Source organism: Psychrobacter sp. AntiMn-1 (genome assembly GCF_001854065.1).
In the GTDB taxonomy this organism is placed as follows: domain Bacteria; phylum Pseudomonadota; class Gammaproteobacteria; order Pseudomonadales; family Moraxellaceae; genus Psychrobacter; species Psychrobacter pacificensis.
Window position 1 is genome coordinate 3,035,303 of sequence record NZ_CP012969.1, and the last position, 15,699, is coordinate 3,051,001.

The window sequence follows — 15,699 nt, forward strand, 5'->3', positions numbered from 1 at the left end:
GCCATGTTACTTATCTTCGCTTAGTTCTCTTAAAAACAAGCTCACTCCTTGTATGCCAAGATATTTACAAGATATAGTGCAACTAGACTTGTCAGTTGTTCATTCCTATCAAAAAATCTGCTACGCTTGCTACTATGAGTAAATATCTTAATAGCACCTTATCAAAAGTCTCTGCTGACAAGCTTGCGAGTCACACACCAAGTGCGCCTGCGCCTTCACATCTGCCAGATAGTATGATTTCTTCGGTCAGACTATTACCTGAAAATGAGCGGCTGATTTTATTTACCAGACACTCTTTGCGTGAGCGTTCTGACGGCAATGGTTTTGCCAGCTATCAGTTGCCGCTGACGCCTAAAGGCCGCGTACTAGCTAAGTCTTGGGGTCGTTGGTTAGCAGGTCACCTCCCATACTCACTCGATGTTGATAGCATCTCAAGCCCCATTAAACGCTGTATTGATACGGCGAAGCTCATGCAGGAAGGAGCAGGTCTAAAGCGTGATATTACGCATCAGTCACTGCTGGTTGAGCCTGGTAGCCTCGTTACTGAACCTGAAATAGCGAACCCAATATTTAAAGAGATTGGTGTACTCAATTTTATCAATCGCTTTTTGCAAGGCAATCTTGAAGGCACCAAAAATGCTTATCAAGGTGGCCTTGATATTCTCTCGCTCTTTTATCAAAACCAGCCACAGCATGGGCATCTGATGCTGGCTGTCAGTCATGATACTTTGTTGTCTGCATTCTTAGCCGTGATGTTCGATGTGGAAGAGATCGATTGGAATGATTGGCCAAAAATGATGGAAGGGGTGTTTTTGTGGTTTGATGATAAACCTTTTGATCAGGCAAATGCGCATTTTATCTGGCGTGGTCAAGTATATACACGTCCGATTAGTTCATTGTTGAATGGATATCGTGCAGCAGGGTATCACCCAAGTAAACTGCTATTACCACCAGGGGTGCAATGGACATAAGATTTCATCAAAAAATGGTAATGACGCTCCACTAGATATATATCGAGTAGGCATAAAAAAACCTTGCCCCAGTATGAGAACCAGTAGCAAGGTTTTAGTCATGACGCTATAAAAGCGTCATGCGGTCTAGACAAGACAAATCTTAAGCTTGTAGGCCTTTGATTGTTTTGTTTAGGCGGCTCTTACGACGAGCAGCTTTATTCTTATGAATAATACCTTTGTCAGCCATACGATCAATAACTGGTACCGCTCTGTTGTAAGCTTCGGTAGCCGCGTCATAATCTTTAGCTTCGATAGCCGCATCAACACGTTTTAAGTAAGTACGAACCATAGAGCGTTGTGACGCAGAGTTCTGACGACGTTTGGTGTTTTGACGGGCGCGTTTACGAGCTTGTGCAGTATTAGCCACGCGTATCTCCTTGATAAAGACAGATAAAAATATGAATGTTGATTGCAATAATGGGTTTAACAATCATCGGTGACGAGCAGCCGTCTCGTCAAACATGATGTCGATGTCTAATATTAAAGTATCTAATATTAATAGATCATCGCAAGCGCCAGAACTGTTTGGAATAATTAAACAGCGTTGACGTGTAAAGCCGGTTATCTTAGCAAATTATTGCGCTAAGGACAATATATTTGATTATCAATACCCAAAGAAGTAACGTAAACTTATAGAAGTGGACTCAATAGGGCATCTAATGCCCTGTCAGATACCAAAAGACATAGACAGCGGTTAAAATCTCTTACAATATATCATACATAATAGCGTCAGTTATTCATGAACTTAGGTATGATATTCTAATGGTAGGCCTTGATATAGGTCATTTGTGATTAATATAGAATCTTTCATGTTATATAAGTGGATAGGGTATGCAGCGAAAAGCAATTGTGATTGGCGCAACAGGATTGGTAGGGCAGCATTTGGTAAAACAGCTGAGTGAGCTCTATGATACATTGATTGTGATCGCTCGGCGCCCGCCACGTTATATTAATGCCAGCATGCGTTTTTATCAGGTTAATGACTTTGATAACCTCTCTGAAGTGTTTGCGAGCGTTGGTGCGGATCGAACGACAGATGCCTTTAGTTGTCTTGGCACCACCAAAAAACAAGCGGGCAGTGATGAGGCTTTTCGAAAGATAGACCATGATTACAATGTTAACTTTGCTAAGCTATGCCGTGACAAAGGGGTAGAAAACTTTTTTCTACTTTCATCCATGAATGCCGATATTGACAGCCGCTTTTTGTACAATCGAGTCAAGGCAGAGACGGAGCAATCTATTACAGCACTAGGCTTTGGTCAACTAGTGATATTTCGACCGTCGTTATTACTAGGCAAGCATAAAGGGCGTCCACTCGAGAGCATTGGTCAAAAAGCTTTTAAGCTTATCTCGCCTTTAGTCTCAGAGTCACTCTCATTACATCCTATCTCGGCTAAGCGCGTCGCTAGTGCAATGGCGATGAGTGCTCATGACATTTATCATCGTCGTAAATACCGTACAGAACCCCAGATTGAACATACAGAGATCATTGAAAATAAGAAGATGCTTGCAATGACTCGCGTGAAAAAATAAAGCATTATTTTTGAGTCAAGACTACAGCCAAGTATGACCATGTATTATAAGATCAAGCAGCTTAATCACTCATAATAAGGAGTAAAAAGGATGGAGATGAATAAAGAGAACTTTGTCACATGTGATTTACTGGACGCCAATCCTGAGTCGCAAGTATGTCTACCAAATATTGAAGGTAAGGTATTTCGTCATTTTGGTGCAAAAGATAAATTCTGCGGTGAAATCGTGACGGTGAAGTGCTTTGAAGACAATAGCCGCGTCAAATCACTATTGAATAGTGATGGCAAAGACAAAGCTGGCGATGGTAAGGTGTTGGTCGTCGATGGTGGCGGCTCTATGCGCTGTGCCTTGCTCGGCGATATGATTGCACAGTCGGCCATCGACAATGGCTGGGCGGGTGTTATCGTATATGGCTGTGTCCGAGATGTTGATGACATGGCAGCGATGGATCTTGGTGTGATGGCACTTGGTTGCATCCCGCGCAAATCAACTCGCCGTGATGAAGGTCAAACGGATATCGAAATCCGCTTTGGTGATTTGACATTGAACTCGGGAATGTTTGTCTATGCTGACAACAATGGCATTATCGCTAGTGATAAACCGTTAATTTGAACTTGGTTTAACCAGTGTGAATGAGAACCTCAGCTTATCAGTTGGGGTTTTTTATGTAATGATAGTTAAAGCTTAATAACCGTTATCAATCCTCGATCATGAATGAGTGAGCTTTTACGTGACAAACCGTTACGGCATAAGTTTTGGTAATTGCTCAAATATTCGTATAATAGCTTTCTGACTCCTTAACTGTGATCCTATTCTTTATGCCTATCACTGCTTTGACTGACGCGTTTGATCCCATTAACCAGCAGTTGTTCCCCATCCAAAATGCCGAGCGGCGTTGGCTTGCGCCTGTCCACGGTGCGGTCAGTAGCTTATGGCTGGCAAGCTTGGCTCAAACGCCTCACTGGAATGTTGCCGATCGATTGAAGGTGGTGGTTGCCCGTGACCAAAACCAACTCAATCAGATAGAGACCGAGCTGGCATTTTGCGGCGTCGATGCTTACGTATTCCCTGACTGGGAGACACTGACATATGATGAGCTGTCTCCGCACCAAGACATCGTTAGTGAACGCATCAACCTATTGACGGATATGCCGAGATCAGGCGTGCTACTCATCTCAATACAGACATTGATGCAACGCGTCGCACCGCCCAGTTGGCTGATTGGGCAGCATTTTGATCTAAGTGTCGGTGATCGTTTTGATATCAATACTCAACGTGGGCTTTTGGCAAAGGCGGGTTATAGAGCGGTTGATAATGTCTTTGAGCCCGGTGAGTTCGCTGTACGTGGCAGCATTATCGATATCTTTGCTATGGGTCAGCCTTTTCCGCTGCGTTTAGACTTATTTGACGATGAAATTGAGACAATTCGTTTTTTTCATCCGCAAACCCAGCGCACGTTGACCGCTGATGATCTCAAGGCGATGTTGACAGGCAATGATACCAGCATGGGCAAAGAGTCACTGTCGCTGCTGCACAAATTGCCAGATATCTCTAAACCTATCGAACAGTTCCAAATATTACCAGCAAAGGAGTTTCCGCTGGATGAAGGGCGAGAGACATTTCGCACGAATTTTGCGGCGATGTTCCCTAATGCCAGTAGCCGCAAGTCTGAGTTGCATAAAGATGTAATGGCAGGTATCGCGAGTAGCGGACTGGAGTATTATCAGCCACTATTTTTTGACTTAAAAGATTGGCAAGAAGAAAGTACATTGTTTTCTTATTTGCCAAGCGATGCGTTGTTTATCACAGATGAACTGATTAACGAAAAGCAGGCAGATTATTGGTCACAAATCCAGCGCCGCTATGAAGAGCGTCGCCATGATATTGACAAGCCTATCGTCGAACCTGCGCTCTTATACTTATTATCCAACGCACTTAATGAACAACTAAATCAATATCCACGAGTGATATTAAGTGCTCGTGATGAGCTGGCTACGACAAATGACGTTGTATCAAAAGAAGGTAAAGATTCATCTCAGCCGCAACTGCCATTAACGCCTACTAAGCAGCAAGGCTTGGTGACATTAAGCGCCGAAGAACCGCCAGAGCTTGCAGTCAATCATCAGAAATCTGAGCCATTAACGGCATTGCTCGACTTTTTAAACGTTCAACAACAAACAGCAACGCCAGTACTAATTGTTGCAGAGACTGCTGGCCGTCGTGAAATTCTTATTGAGCTGTTTAAGGGTAAGATTGATATCAAAGCATATGATAGCTTTGAAGCGTTTTTAGCAGCAGATAAAACGAGTATGATTAATAACGCTAGACTACCACATGTCGGTCTGACTGTGGCACCGATTGAGCGCGGCGTATACGTGCCTGAGCGTTTGGTATTGATTAGTGAAACGCAGCTATTTGGTCGTCAAGTCTTGCAGACGCGTCGTCGTCGCCAAAGCGGTGTATCAGAGGAGTTCTTGGTTAAGAGCGTCACTGAGATAACAGATGGCAGCCCAGTCGTTCATATCGAGCATGGTATTGGTCGTTATAACGGCCTAATCACGCTAGATGTGGGCGATGGTGAGCAAGAGTTCATTCATTTAAAATATGACGATGATGCCAGTATCTATGTGCCAGTCGCCAATCTACAAATGATCAGTCGCTATAGTGGCGGCGATCCAGCGTTAGCGCCATTACATAAGATCGGCAGTGGCAAATGGGATAGAGCCAAGCAAAAGGCCTTGGAGCAAATTCACGATGTCGCCGCAGAGCTGCTCAATATGCAAGCGCGTCGTGAGGCCAAAGTTGGTATTCATTTTAAAATAGATCCGTCGCAATACGAGCTGTTTGCCAGTCAGTTTGCGTTTGAAGAGACCGCTGACCAAGCCAATGCCATTCATGCGGTTATGGAAGACATGAGACAAAACCAGCCAATGGATCGCCTCATCTGCGGTGATGTTGGCTTTGGTAAAACAGAAGTAGCGATGCGAGCGGCCTTTATTGCCGTCAGTGCTGGCTATCAAGTGGCTGTATTAGTGCCCACCACATTGCTCGCAGGACAGCACGAAGACAATTTCCGCGATCGATTTGCTGATTGGCCAGTGCGTATTGAGAGCTTGTCACGCTTTGGCGGCAAAAAACATCAAGACATGGTCTTGACGGACTTGGCTGATGGCAAAGTCGATATCGTGATCGGTACTCATAAACTATTGCAGCCTGACGTGAAGTTTGCAAACCTTGGGCTAATGATTGTCGATGAGGAGCACCGCTTTGGAGTACGTCATAAGGAACGTATCAAGGCGATTCAGACAGATGTAGACAGTATGTCTATGACCGCAACACCCATCCCTAGAACGCTTAATATGGCGCTCTCAGGCATGCGTGATATGTCAATCATTGCCACACCGCCTGCACGCCGGTTGGCTATTAAAACCTTTGTCATGCAAAAGACAGATGCCTTGATGAAAGAAGCTATCTTGCGCGAGCTGTTACGTGGTGGGCAGGTTTATCTGCTCCACAATGATGTGGCTAGTATTGAGCGTATGGCAGAAACTATTCGTGATCTGGTACCTGAAGCGCGAGTGGGCGTTGCTCATGGACAAATGCAAGAGCGTCAGCTTGAGCAAATCATGCAGCAGTTTTATCACAAAAAATTCAACGTGTTGGTGTGCTCTACTATTATTGAGACAGGTATTGATGTGCCAAATGCCAATACTATTATCATTGAGCGTGCGGATAAGTTTGGTCTGGCGCAATTGCATCAGCTACGAGGCCGGGTAGGTCGCAGTCATCATCAGGCATATTGTTACCTATTGGTGCCTTCTCTCAAAGGTCTCAAAGGCGATGCCAGGCGTCGTCTACATGCAATTGAACGCGCCAATACACTGGGCGCAGGTTTTATGCTGGCGAGTGAAGATCTAGAGATTCGCGGTGCAGGTGAGATACTGGGTAAGCAGCAAAGTGGTAATATGCAGGCGATTGGTTTTAGCTTATATATGGATATGCTGGAGCGTGCAACTAAGGCGATCAAGGCCGGTAAAGAGCCTGACTTGAATACGCCACTATCGCTAACCAGTGAGATTAACTTGCATAGCTCTGCTCTTATTCCAGAAGACTATCTACATGACGTGCATCAGCGTTTGTTGTTTTATAAACGCATTAGTAACGCCAATGATAAAGAAGCGTTGACGGATATTCGTACAGAGATGATTGATCGCTTTGGCGCGCTACCTGACCAAACCAAGCAGCTTTTTGCCATTCATGGACTGCGCTTGCAAGCAGAACCATTGAAGATTAACAAAATTGATGCCAATAGTAATAGTATGACGTTGGAGTTTGCACCAGATACCCCTGTTGATGCTTTGGCGATTATTAAGCTGATTCAGTCAGATGGGCAGCATTATCGTATGAATGGGGCATCTGGTATTCGTTATCAACATAGCGAGAAGCTGGCAACGCCTCAACAGCGAGTCTCTGTTATACAAGATCTTCTACGTTATTTTAGTGAGCATATGGTGACAGAAGCGGCCTAGAGTCGATCAGTGAGAGCCATCATCGGGGTTTCTAAGACAATCAACACAAATGCAATAGTGTATGGTGCTATTTTATCGCAGGGATAACTGATAAAATAACCGGATTGCTTCTTCTTCGATATTTTTACGTACTTTTATTTGCATTAAACAACAAGAGAACCGTCATTATGTTCCAACTTCATCATAAACTTGCTGCTGATAGTTTCTTAGTGGGTGATTTTCCATTATCTACTTGTCGTTTGATCAATGACTGCCAGTTCCCTTGGCTGATATTAGTACCGCGCGTATCGGGTATCAAAGAGCTGTACGAATTGTCTGAGGCAGACCAAACGCAGTTCTTGCGTGAGTCAAGCTGGTTATCGAGTCAGCTAGCCAAAACCTTTCAAGCAGATAAAATGAATGTGGCCGCGCTTGGTAATCAAGTCCCGCAGCTTCATTTTCATCATATTGTTCGTTATCAAAATGATATGCAATGGCCAAATCCAATATGGGGAGTTCCTGCGGTCCCTTATACCAAAGAAGTCTTAGCACAAATGCAGCAGACGCTAATGATGGCGCTACGTGGTCATCATCAAATGCCTTTTGATTGGCAGATGTAATCCGTTTTTAACTTTGGATTGCTTTACCTCATCTATAAAGCATTATTTATGAAGCCTCTCTCATAAACTATTGCGACAGAAAAAAGCCAGATACTCGTCATATCTGGCTTTTTTCTGTAATAATCAAACATTGTCAGTTATTTATCCAGAAGATTTGTCATCTTGATAAATGATAAATGGTATTTTTTTAGCTACCACTGACCTAGGTTTCATTTAATTTAGAAAGTATAATATATTTTTGTAATTATTTATCATTAAGATAGGTAATTTGCGTGTGTTGTTCTTATATATCTTTATCTCTCTGATAGCTTATCTCATTTAAGTGAAATTCAATATGCCTTTTATAGAGATGTTAAAGCCAAAACTATTGTTAAAAGGTAGTGGAATCTGTCAATTCGACTATCCAGAAGTTTTTGTTTTAATTCTTACTGTCATATTACTCGCCCCGCATTACAATTTTCGTCCTACCTCAATGGCATTATTGGTTGTTGTTCTACTACCTAGCCTGATGATTCTGATTTATAACTATCGACGTCAAACCAGTCTTTGGACGTCTAATATGGTCGTTATTTTATTTGCGGTCGTTATTGGGTCAATACAGTTTTGTACGGTGATATCGCTCAGTTTGGCAGCCTTAATCGGCGTACGTATGATCGTCAGTGGTGTCGATAACGGTCTAAGATTATTTACTGTAGCATTGGTGACATCTATTGTCTTTTATTATGTCAGTACAATACTAGACAACGAAGGATTGAACTGTAATGAAGGTTGGGTGCCTCCCACCGTATTGCTAGCAAGCATAATGGTTATTTTGTATCAGTTTCGCAGTACGTATCAAGAGTATATTGGTTATAAAGAAAGTGCCTCTAAAGCCGGAGGACGTTTGAGTACCATGGTGTCGGTCATCAATAAGTTGACTCGCTTTGTACCGCCGCAAATTTGGGAGCCAATTGTTAGATCTGATAGCCCTGTCAGTGTATCGAATAAACGTGCCAAGCTGACTATTATGTTTTCAGATATTGTGGGCTTTACCGATCTGTCTGATAGTCTGAGTGCTGACAACGTGGCTGATATTTTGAACACTTATATGCATTGCATGACGTTAATTGCTGACAGACATGGTGCCGTACTTGATAAATTTATTGGTGATGGCATGGTGTGCTTTTTCGGTGAGCCTAATAGCCGTGGCTCACGTCAAGACGCTCTGGATTGCGTGGCAATGGCGATAGATATGCGCCGCGAGATGCGCACATTGCGTCAAAAATGGCGGCTGATGGGGTTTGAGGGGTTATATATACGTATTGGTATCACAACTGGTTATTGCCACGTGGGCAATTTTGGTAGCAACAATCGTCTTAGTTACACACTGATTGGTAAAGAGGCTAATCTGGCGTCAAGACTCGAATCGAATGCTGGCAAAGATGAGATATTGGTCAGTGAAAGCACTTATGATTATGTTTGCCATAACTATGAGTGTCAACATGTTGGAGCGCTTCAGCTAAAAGGCTTTGATGACAAGGTAAATGCATGGCAAGTACTTGACCCTGATGCTAATAAAGGTCATTTGTCTAAATGGGTAGATCACACCTTGCCAGGGTTTAACTTGCATCTAAATTTTAAAGACATGAAAGACAATGACTATCAAGATATCAGGAGTCGTCTAAACTTTGCGCTTGAGCGTATCGAACAAGAAGAAGAAAAATTGGCACAGAGCATCGCTGAAGAAAGCAAACGTCATAGTGCTAACAAAAAGTCATGATTTGGGAAGTCATATCGTGAAATATTGAGTATAAAAAAAGCCAGCTATTATATTTTAATAGCTGGCTTTTTTGTAACTTATAAGTAGTTTGTACTGATCATATTAATGATTTTCTTTTGCATGATTCAATGTGTATTTTGGAACCTCGATGGTTAGATCTTCATCATCAAGCATGACCTGACAAGACAGACGTGAGTCAGGCTCTAAGCCCCAAGCACGATCAAGTAGATCAGCTTCTACATCATCCATCTCATCTAGACTATTGAACCCTTTGCGTACGACAACGTGACAAGTAGTACAAGCTTTTGACATCTCACAGGCATGCTCGATTTTGATGCCTTTTTCTAATAACGCTTTGCACAAATTCTGACCAGCTTGTAGCTCAACTTCTGCGCCCTCTGGGCAGATTTCGTGATGGGGTAGTACGGTAACTTTTGGCATAAATTATTTGTCCAATGCTAATCAATCTAAAAAATAAGAGAAAGTAGCTTAGTATCATAACTAAGCTATCATTTTGAGTATGGATTTTACCAATCTTGTGCGCTGGTACCTGCCATGCTGGTTTGAACGCTTTGGTTCATAATGCGAGCAGCAAAGGCATCACTATGCGGCTTAAGCTGTGCTTGCTGTGCTTCGATAAGTGCCAAGTCATTAGTGCTAAGAGCAGAACGCAGGGCTTGTATATGCTCCGCTAAAGTGTGCTGCTCATCAGAAGAAAGCAGTGCTGCAAACTCATTGAGTGCAGATTCTAGAGCCAACACTTCACGCTCGGCTTCTACTTTTGTTTCGATTAAAGAGCGTGCGTTTTTATCTTCCTCTGCATGTTTAAATCCGGCAACAAGCAACTGCTCTTTTTGCTCATCAGACAAACCATAAGAAGGCACGATCTCGATCTTGCTTTCTGTTTTGGTCGTGGTTTCTTGTGCACTAACAGTCAGCTGACCATTGGCATCGATGCTAAAGGTGACCTCGATACGAGCAAACCCAGCTTTCATTGGCGGAATACCGTACAGCTCAAAGCGGCCAAGCGAGCGACAGTTTTCTACTGTTTCGCGCTCACCTTGCACGACGTGTATCACCATGCCTGTTTGACCATCTTGATAGGTGGTAAACACTTGACGTTTTTTGACAGGGATAGGCGTGTTGCGTGGGATGAGTACTTCAACCAAACCACCCATGGTCTCAAGACCTAATGATAATGGCGTTACGTCCAATAACAACAAATTGTTGTTACTATCACCATTCACCAGTTGGTGAGCAGTTTGAGCAGCGCCTAAGGCAACAACCTCATCTGGATTCAGACGGCAAAGAGGCTGCTTGGCAAAAAATTCAGTCACGACTTGTTGTATGGCAGGCATACGCGTTGAGCCGCCTACTAAGATCACTTCGTCTAAATCTGTGGCAGTCAGCTTGGCATCACGCAGGACTTGTTCACATACGCTTAACGTGCGACGACTAACAGGCTCTACGATATTAAGGATGTCTTCACGGCGCAATACACCTTGATAGGTTTGTCCGTTGACAGTGACATTGATATCCAATTGCTCAGCATCAGTCAGCGCTTGCTTGTAAGCTTTAGCTTCTTGTGCGAGTACTGATTTGTTATGCAGGCTTACGTCTTTTGGATCTATATTTAACTGTTTAATAATCCAGTTGGTAATCAGACGATCAATATCATCGCCGCCCAGTGCGCTATTACCGCCAGTTGCCAATACTTCAAAGACACCATCATTCAACTTCAGAATAGATACATCAAAAGTACCGCCGCCCAAATCATAAATAAGATAGTAATTTTCTTTATTGTTGTCTTCTGATGATTGGTCAAGACCATAAGCGACCGCCGCCGCCGTTGGTTCATTCAATAGACGAAGTACGTTGATACCAGCCGCTTGCGCAGCATCTTTAGTGGCTTGGCGCTGTGCCTCATCAAAATAAGCTGGCACAGTAATGACGGCACCCTCAATGCTGTCTGCAGGCAGTGCGCTCGCTGCACGTTGCTCAAGCGCGGCTAATATACGCGCTGATACTTCGACAGGTGACACTTCACCTTGAGCCGTGACAAATGCTGGCATATCATCTGTACTACCAGACAACTCATAAGGATGCGAGAATTTGATATCTGCTTGACTGCGACCCATAAAACGCTTAGCCGAGACGATCGTATTTTTGGGATCGTCTGCTAAATGCGCTAGGGCATCATAGCCGACCGATGGATTACCTGTCGCTGGATAATAAACCACAGAAGGCAGCAAGGTATCTGATGCTGCGCCTGCTTCTAAGACTTGCGCCTTGCCTGAACGTACTACAGCGACCAGTGAGCGTGTCGTACCAAGGTCAATACCTAGGCCAAAACGATGTTGATGAGGTTGAGCGCTTTGATTGGGTTCGGCAATTTGCATTAAAGACATAAGAATAACTCAGAGATAAAATGAATAAGTGTAATGAGGCAAATATGGCATGTTCAGTATGACTGCTTAACCGCTATCTATTTATTCTCAAAATAGAGGAATTTGGCAGTTAAGCATGCTCAAAATCAGAGATTATACGGTATAGTTGATACTAATTTAACCAAATATTTAGAATCTAGCTTTCAAGTAAGATACATCATGCACAGCTATCTAGACGTATAGGTCATCGTCATCTGAATGTGCAGCAGTGGCGACGTCATCAAGCCCCGTTGTAACATCAGCATTCAATTTGACCAAAAACTTCAATTTCTGTGTCGCATCAATCGCCGTTGGCCAATCTTGCTCTTGGTAAGCAGTCTCAAAACGCTGAGACTGGTTTGCCAAGCGCGATGTAATCTGAGGATGTAGCTGCTGCAAGGCTAAAAGGTCTTTGCCTACAATAGCGTCATCTAAATCCATACGCATTTCCATCGCATCTTCTAAAAAATCCAAGTCTGCGATGGAGTGTTCTAGATTTTGCGCTTGATCAGCCATACCTAGTAGGTAACCAGCACGGCTATCAGGTGCACTCAATGTTTGGTAGGCTTGATTGATGACGGCAGAATACTGCTCTGATTGCTGCTTGGCTTGCTTAGTATCTGCTAGATTCTTTGCAACATTATCAGGATGATAGCGTTTTTGTAGCAGACGTAGATGCTGATCGAGACTGTCTTGATTGACTTCAAATTGTACAGGTTGCTCAAATAGGGCAAAGAAGTTATCAAATTGTGTTTCTGGAATCGTATCTGTCATATCTTACGCCTTGCTTTTTTATTTGTTTTTAAAGTCTTAATCTGGTGCTTCTACCAAATATATTAGTGCATTTATATCTTTTGTATTGATTCATCACAACGGGTGCATCAATCACTGAATAATCAGTTGATTGAACCATTAAACAGTAAAAGACTCACCGCAGCCACATTCACCTTTTTGGTTAGGGTTAGTGAACTTGAAACCTTCGTTTAGACCTTCTTTTTCATAATCCATCAACAGGCCATCTAAATAGACCAAGCTTTTAGGATCAATAAAAATGCTAACGCCGCGGCTTTCATAGCGCGTGTCATTTTCATCAGGTATATCTACAAACTCTAAAACATAAGCAAGGCCTGAGCAACCCGCTGTACGGATACCCACTCGAATACCTTCACCTTTGCCGCGATTGTCCAAAAAGTCTTGAACATGCTGAGCGGCGCGTTCTGTCATTTCAATCATGCCAACTCCCATTGACTATTAATCGTAAATATCAATAAATAAACTATGTAAACTGGCAAGCGAAGTTACGAGTTTGCCAAAATAATATGCTAATAGTTTTTAGAAAATAAAAGGTGACAATTACATAAGTGTCATTGTCACCTTTTTAGCGTTAGTAACCATCTGATGTATTACTACTTTAGCATTGCTAACAAAACACAGCGCAGACGCTAGTAGGTTTGGCTTAGATAGTGGCTTCTTCTGCCGCTGCTGCTACGCCATGCTTACCTTTATAGTCGCTAATAGCGGCTTTAATGGCATCTTCTGCAAGTACAGAGCAATGCACTTTTACTGGTGGTAACGCTAGTTCTTTAGCGATATCGTTGTTTTTGATTTCGCCAGCTTGATCCAAGCTTTTGCCTTTTAGCCACTCAGTAACGAGCGAGCTTGAAGCAATTGCTGAACCGCAGCCATAAGTTTTAAAGCGTGCATCTTCGATAATACCGTTATCATCGACTTGGATTTGTAGACGCATTACATCGCCACAGGCTGGGGCACCGACCATACCGGTACCAACGTTTTTGGCGTTTTTGTCAAGATTACCAACGTTGCGTGGGTTTTCGTAATGATCAATAACTTGGTCACTATAGGCCATGGGGTTTTCTCCTAGTTAGATGATGAGTAGTCGCATATTAACTTTAAATATCTAACTACTCATCGATAATTGGGGTCAAACATTTAGTTAATAAAAACTGGATTTTTAATTGTCTGATCAATCGTTTAATAAATATATAAAATGTATTACTAGCTAACGGCGCTTAATATTAATGCTCAGCCCATTCGACTGAATTCAAATCAACACCTTCTTGGTACATATCCCAAAGTGGCGATAGGGCACGTAGTTTATCAACAGCTTCATGCAGTTGCTTGATAACAGTGTCGATGTCTTCTTCAGTCGTATAACGACCAAAGCTGAAGCGGATTGAGCTATGCGCCAATTCGTCTGGGCGACCGATAGCACGTAGTACATATGATGGCTCAAGCGTCGCTGATGTACAGGCTGACCCTGATGATACCGCTAAGTCTTTTAGCGACATCATCAATGACTCGCCTTCAACAAAGTTAAAGCTGATGTTCACAATGTTTGGTACGCTGTTCTCAAGATCGCCGTTCAGATAGATCTCTTCGATATCTTGTAGGCCATCCCAGAGTTTTTGACGCAATTTTGCAACATGGGCATGATCTGCTTCAAAGCTCTCATTGGCTAGAGCAAATGCTGCGCCAAGACCAACGATCTGATGCGTAGGTAATGTACCTGAACGCATACCGCGCTCATGACCACCGCCGTGTTGCTCAGCTTTTAGGCGAATACGTGGCTTACGGCGAACAAATAAGGCACCGATACCTTTAGGACCATAGGCTTTATGGCCTGAAAAGCTCATCAAATCGATCTTCATCTCTTCAAGATTGATTTTTACTTTACCAACAGACTGTGCGCCATCAACATGGAAAACCACACCGGCTTCACGAGTGATTTCACCAATCGCTGTAACATCAGTAATCGTACCAAGCTCATTATTTACCATCATCAGTGATACCAAAATTGTATCCTCACGTAGCGCTTCTTTCACTTGCTCTGGCAAGATAAGCCCTGTGCTTGGTTGCGGCTCAAGATACGTAATTTCAAAACCTTCTTGCTCAAGCTCACGGCACGTATCTAGCACGGCTTTGTGCTCAATTTTGCTGGTGATGATGTGTTTACCACGAGACTGATAAAAGTGAGCTGCGCCTTTAATGGCTAGGTTGTCAGATTCAGTTGCACCAGAAGTAAAGACGATTTCGCGTGGATCAGCGTTGATGACTTCAGCCACTTGTCCGCGAGCAGTTTCTACGGCTTCTTCTGCTTGCCAGCCATAGCCGTGAGAGCGCGAGGCTGGATTACCAAAGATGCCATCTACTGTCAGATATTCGCTCATCTTAGCCGCTACTGATTTTGCAACTGGTGTGGTGGCGGCATAATCTAAGTATATAAGGTTGTTATGTTGGCTCATGCTGGGTTTGCCTCGCTGTTCGATAGAGTAATAGTATTGATGTCTTTTATGGAAATATCTTTTGTAGAGGTGTGCTGACGTTCTGATACTGACTGCACATTTTCCATATCTAATAATTGCGCTAATGTTATATTTTTCAAGTACTGTTCAATATGATTTGATAGTGCACACCACAGGTCATGGGTCAGGCACATTGTACCACCTTGACAGTCGCCGCGTCCTTCACACTGCATCGCATTAACGGATTCATCGACAGCAGATATGATGCTCATCACATCTATCTCGTTCAATGGCTTGGCTAGGTTATAACCACCAGCTGCACCGCGAATACTGGTCACAAGGCCACGTTTGCGTAGCTTGGAGAATAACTGTTCAAGGTAGGAGATAGAAATTGACTGCCGTTTAGCGATATCAGATAGAGATACTGCGCTCTCTTGTTGACTGGTCTGTAATGCCAAGTCTAGTAAAGCAGTAACGGCATATCTGCCTCGAGTAGTTAAACGCATGTGTTATCTCCAAACTTTTAGGTCATTTTTATTTAATAACGATCTTGGAAAGGGATAGATACAGTCAATAA

The 15,699-nt window shown here is 43.2% G+C and carries 14 protein-coding genes; 6 read left to right on the forward strand and 8 right to left on the reverse strand.

Annotated elements, in window-relative coordinates; all coding sequences use genetic code 11:
• Window positions 1-134 precede the first annotated feature (134 nt).
• The gene (locus tag AOT82_RS13095) at window positions 135-971 is read left to right on the forward strand and encodes a histidine phosphatase family protein (protein WP_071003511.1); all 837 of its coding nucleotides are present in this window, start codon (window positions 135-137) and stop codon (window positions 969-971) included.
• Between the two features lie 142 nt (window positions 972-1,113).
• On the opposite strand, the gene rpsT is transcribed toward AOT82_RS13095, so the two are convergent.
• The gene (rpsT, locus tag AOT82_RS13100) at window positions 1,114-1,380 is read right to left on the reverse strand and encodes a 30S ribosomal protein S20 (protein ID WP_071003512.1); all 267 of its coding nucleotides are present in this window, start codon (window positions 1,378-1,380) and stop codon (window positions 1,114-1,116) included.
• Between the two features lie 464 nt (window positions 1,381-1,844).
• Between rpsT and AOT82_RS13105 the strand changes: the two genes are divergently transcribed.
• From AOT82_RS13105 to AOT82_RS13125, 5 genes are all read left to right on the forward strand, one after another.
• Window positions 1,845-2,546: an NAD-dependent epimerase/dehydratase family protein gene (locus tag AOT82_RS13105; protein WP_071003513.1), complete on the forward strand. Its 702-nt coding sequence runs from the start codon at window positions 1,845-1,847 to the stop codon at window positions 2,544-2,546.
• Between the two features lie 96 nt (window positions 2,547-2,642).
• The gene (rraA, locus tag AOT82_RS13110) at window positions 2,643-3,158 is read left to right on the forward strand and encodes a ribonuclease E activity regulator RraA (RefSeq protein WP_071003797.1); all 516 of its coding nucleotides are present in this window, start codon (window positions 2,643-2,645) and stop codon (window positions 3,156-3,158) included.
• A 206-nt stretch (window positions 3,159-3,364) separates the two neighbouring features.
• Window positions 3,365-7,075 carry a transcription-repair coupling factor gene (gene mfd / locus AOT82_RS13115; RefSeq protein WP_071003514.1) on the forward strand — a complete coding sequence of 1,237 codons (3,711 nt, stop codon included), beginning with the start codon at window positions 3,365-3,367 and terminating at the stop codon, window positions 7,073-7,075.
• Between the two features lie 167 nt (window positions 7,076-7,242).
• Window positions 7,243-7,674, forward strand: a complete 432-nt coding sequence (locus AOT82_RS13120; protein ID WP_071003515.1) for an HIT domain-containing protein — start codon at window positions 7,243-7,245, stop codon at window positions 7,672-7,674.
• A gap of 334 nt (window positions 7,675-8,008) precedes the next feature.
• Complete coding sequence (locus AOT82_RS13125) at window positions 8,009-9,433, forward strand: adenylate/guanylate cyclase domain-containing protein (protein ID WP_071003516.1); 1,425 nt, start codon at window positions 8,009-8,011, stop codon at window positions 9,431-9,433.
• 102 nt (window positions 9,434-9,535) lie between these two features.
• Here AOT82_RS13125 and fdx read toward each other — a convergent pair whose 3' ends face one another.
• The 7 genes from fdx to AOT82_RS13160 form a co-directional block, all read right to left on the reverse strand.
• Complete coding sequence (gene fdx / locus AOT82_RS13130; RefSeq protein ID WP_058024187.1) at window positions 9,536-9,874, reverse strand: ISC system 2Fe-2S type ferredoxin; 339 nt, start codon at window positions 9,872-9,874, stop codon at window positions 9,536-9,538.
• Between the two features lie 86 nt (window positions 9,875-9,960).
• Entirely contained in the window at window positions 9,961-11,841 is a 1,881-nt protein-coding gene (gene hscA, locus AOT82_RS13135; protein ID WP_071003517.1) for a Fe-S protein assembly chaperone HscA, read from the reverse strand.
• A gap of 210 nt (window positions 11,842-12,051) precedes the next feature.
• Window positions 12,052-12,633, reverse strand: coding sequence for a Fe-S protein assembly co-chaperone HscB (gene hscB, locus AOT82_RS13140; protein ID WP_071003518.1), 582 nt, complete (start codon window positions 12,631-12,633; stop codon window positions 12,052-12,054).
• A gap of 138 nt (window positions 12,634-12,771) precedes the next feature.
• On the reverse strand, window positions 12,772-13,092 hold the full coding sequence (gene iscA / locus AOT82_RS13145; RefSeq protein WP_071003519.1) for an iron-sulfur cluster assembly protein IscA: 321 nt from the start codon (window positions 13,090-13,092) through the stop codon (window positions 12,772-12,774).
• Between the two features lie 223 nt (window positions 13,093-13,315).
• The gene (iscU, locus tag AOT82_RS13150) at window positions 13,316-13,726 is read right to left on the reverse strand and encodes a Fe-S cluster assembly scaffold IscU (RefSeq protein ID WP_058024183.1); all 411 of its coding nucleotides are present in this window, start codon (window positions 13,724-13,726) and stop codon (window positions 13,316-13,318) included.
• 169 nt (window positions 13,727-13,895) lie between these two features.
• The gene (locus AOT82_RS13155; RefSeq protein ID WP_071003520.1) at window positions 13,896-15,122 is read right to left on the reverse strand and encodes an IscS subfamily cysteine desulfurase; all 1,227 of its coding nucleotides are present in this window, start codon (window positions 15,120-15,122) and stop codon (window positions 13,896-13,898) included.
• The gene (locus AOT82_RS13160) at window positions 15,119-15,628 is read right to left on the reverse strand and encodes an Rrf2 family transcriptional regulator (RefSeq protein WP_071003521.1); all 510 of its coding nucleotides are present in this window, start codon (window positions 15,626-15,628) and stop codon (window positions 15,119-15,121) included. The genes AOT82_RS13155 and AOT82_RS13160 overlap by 4 nt, the downstream gene beginning before the upstream one ends.
• Between the last annotated feature and the right edge of the window lie 71 nt (window positions 15,629-15,699).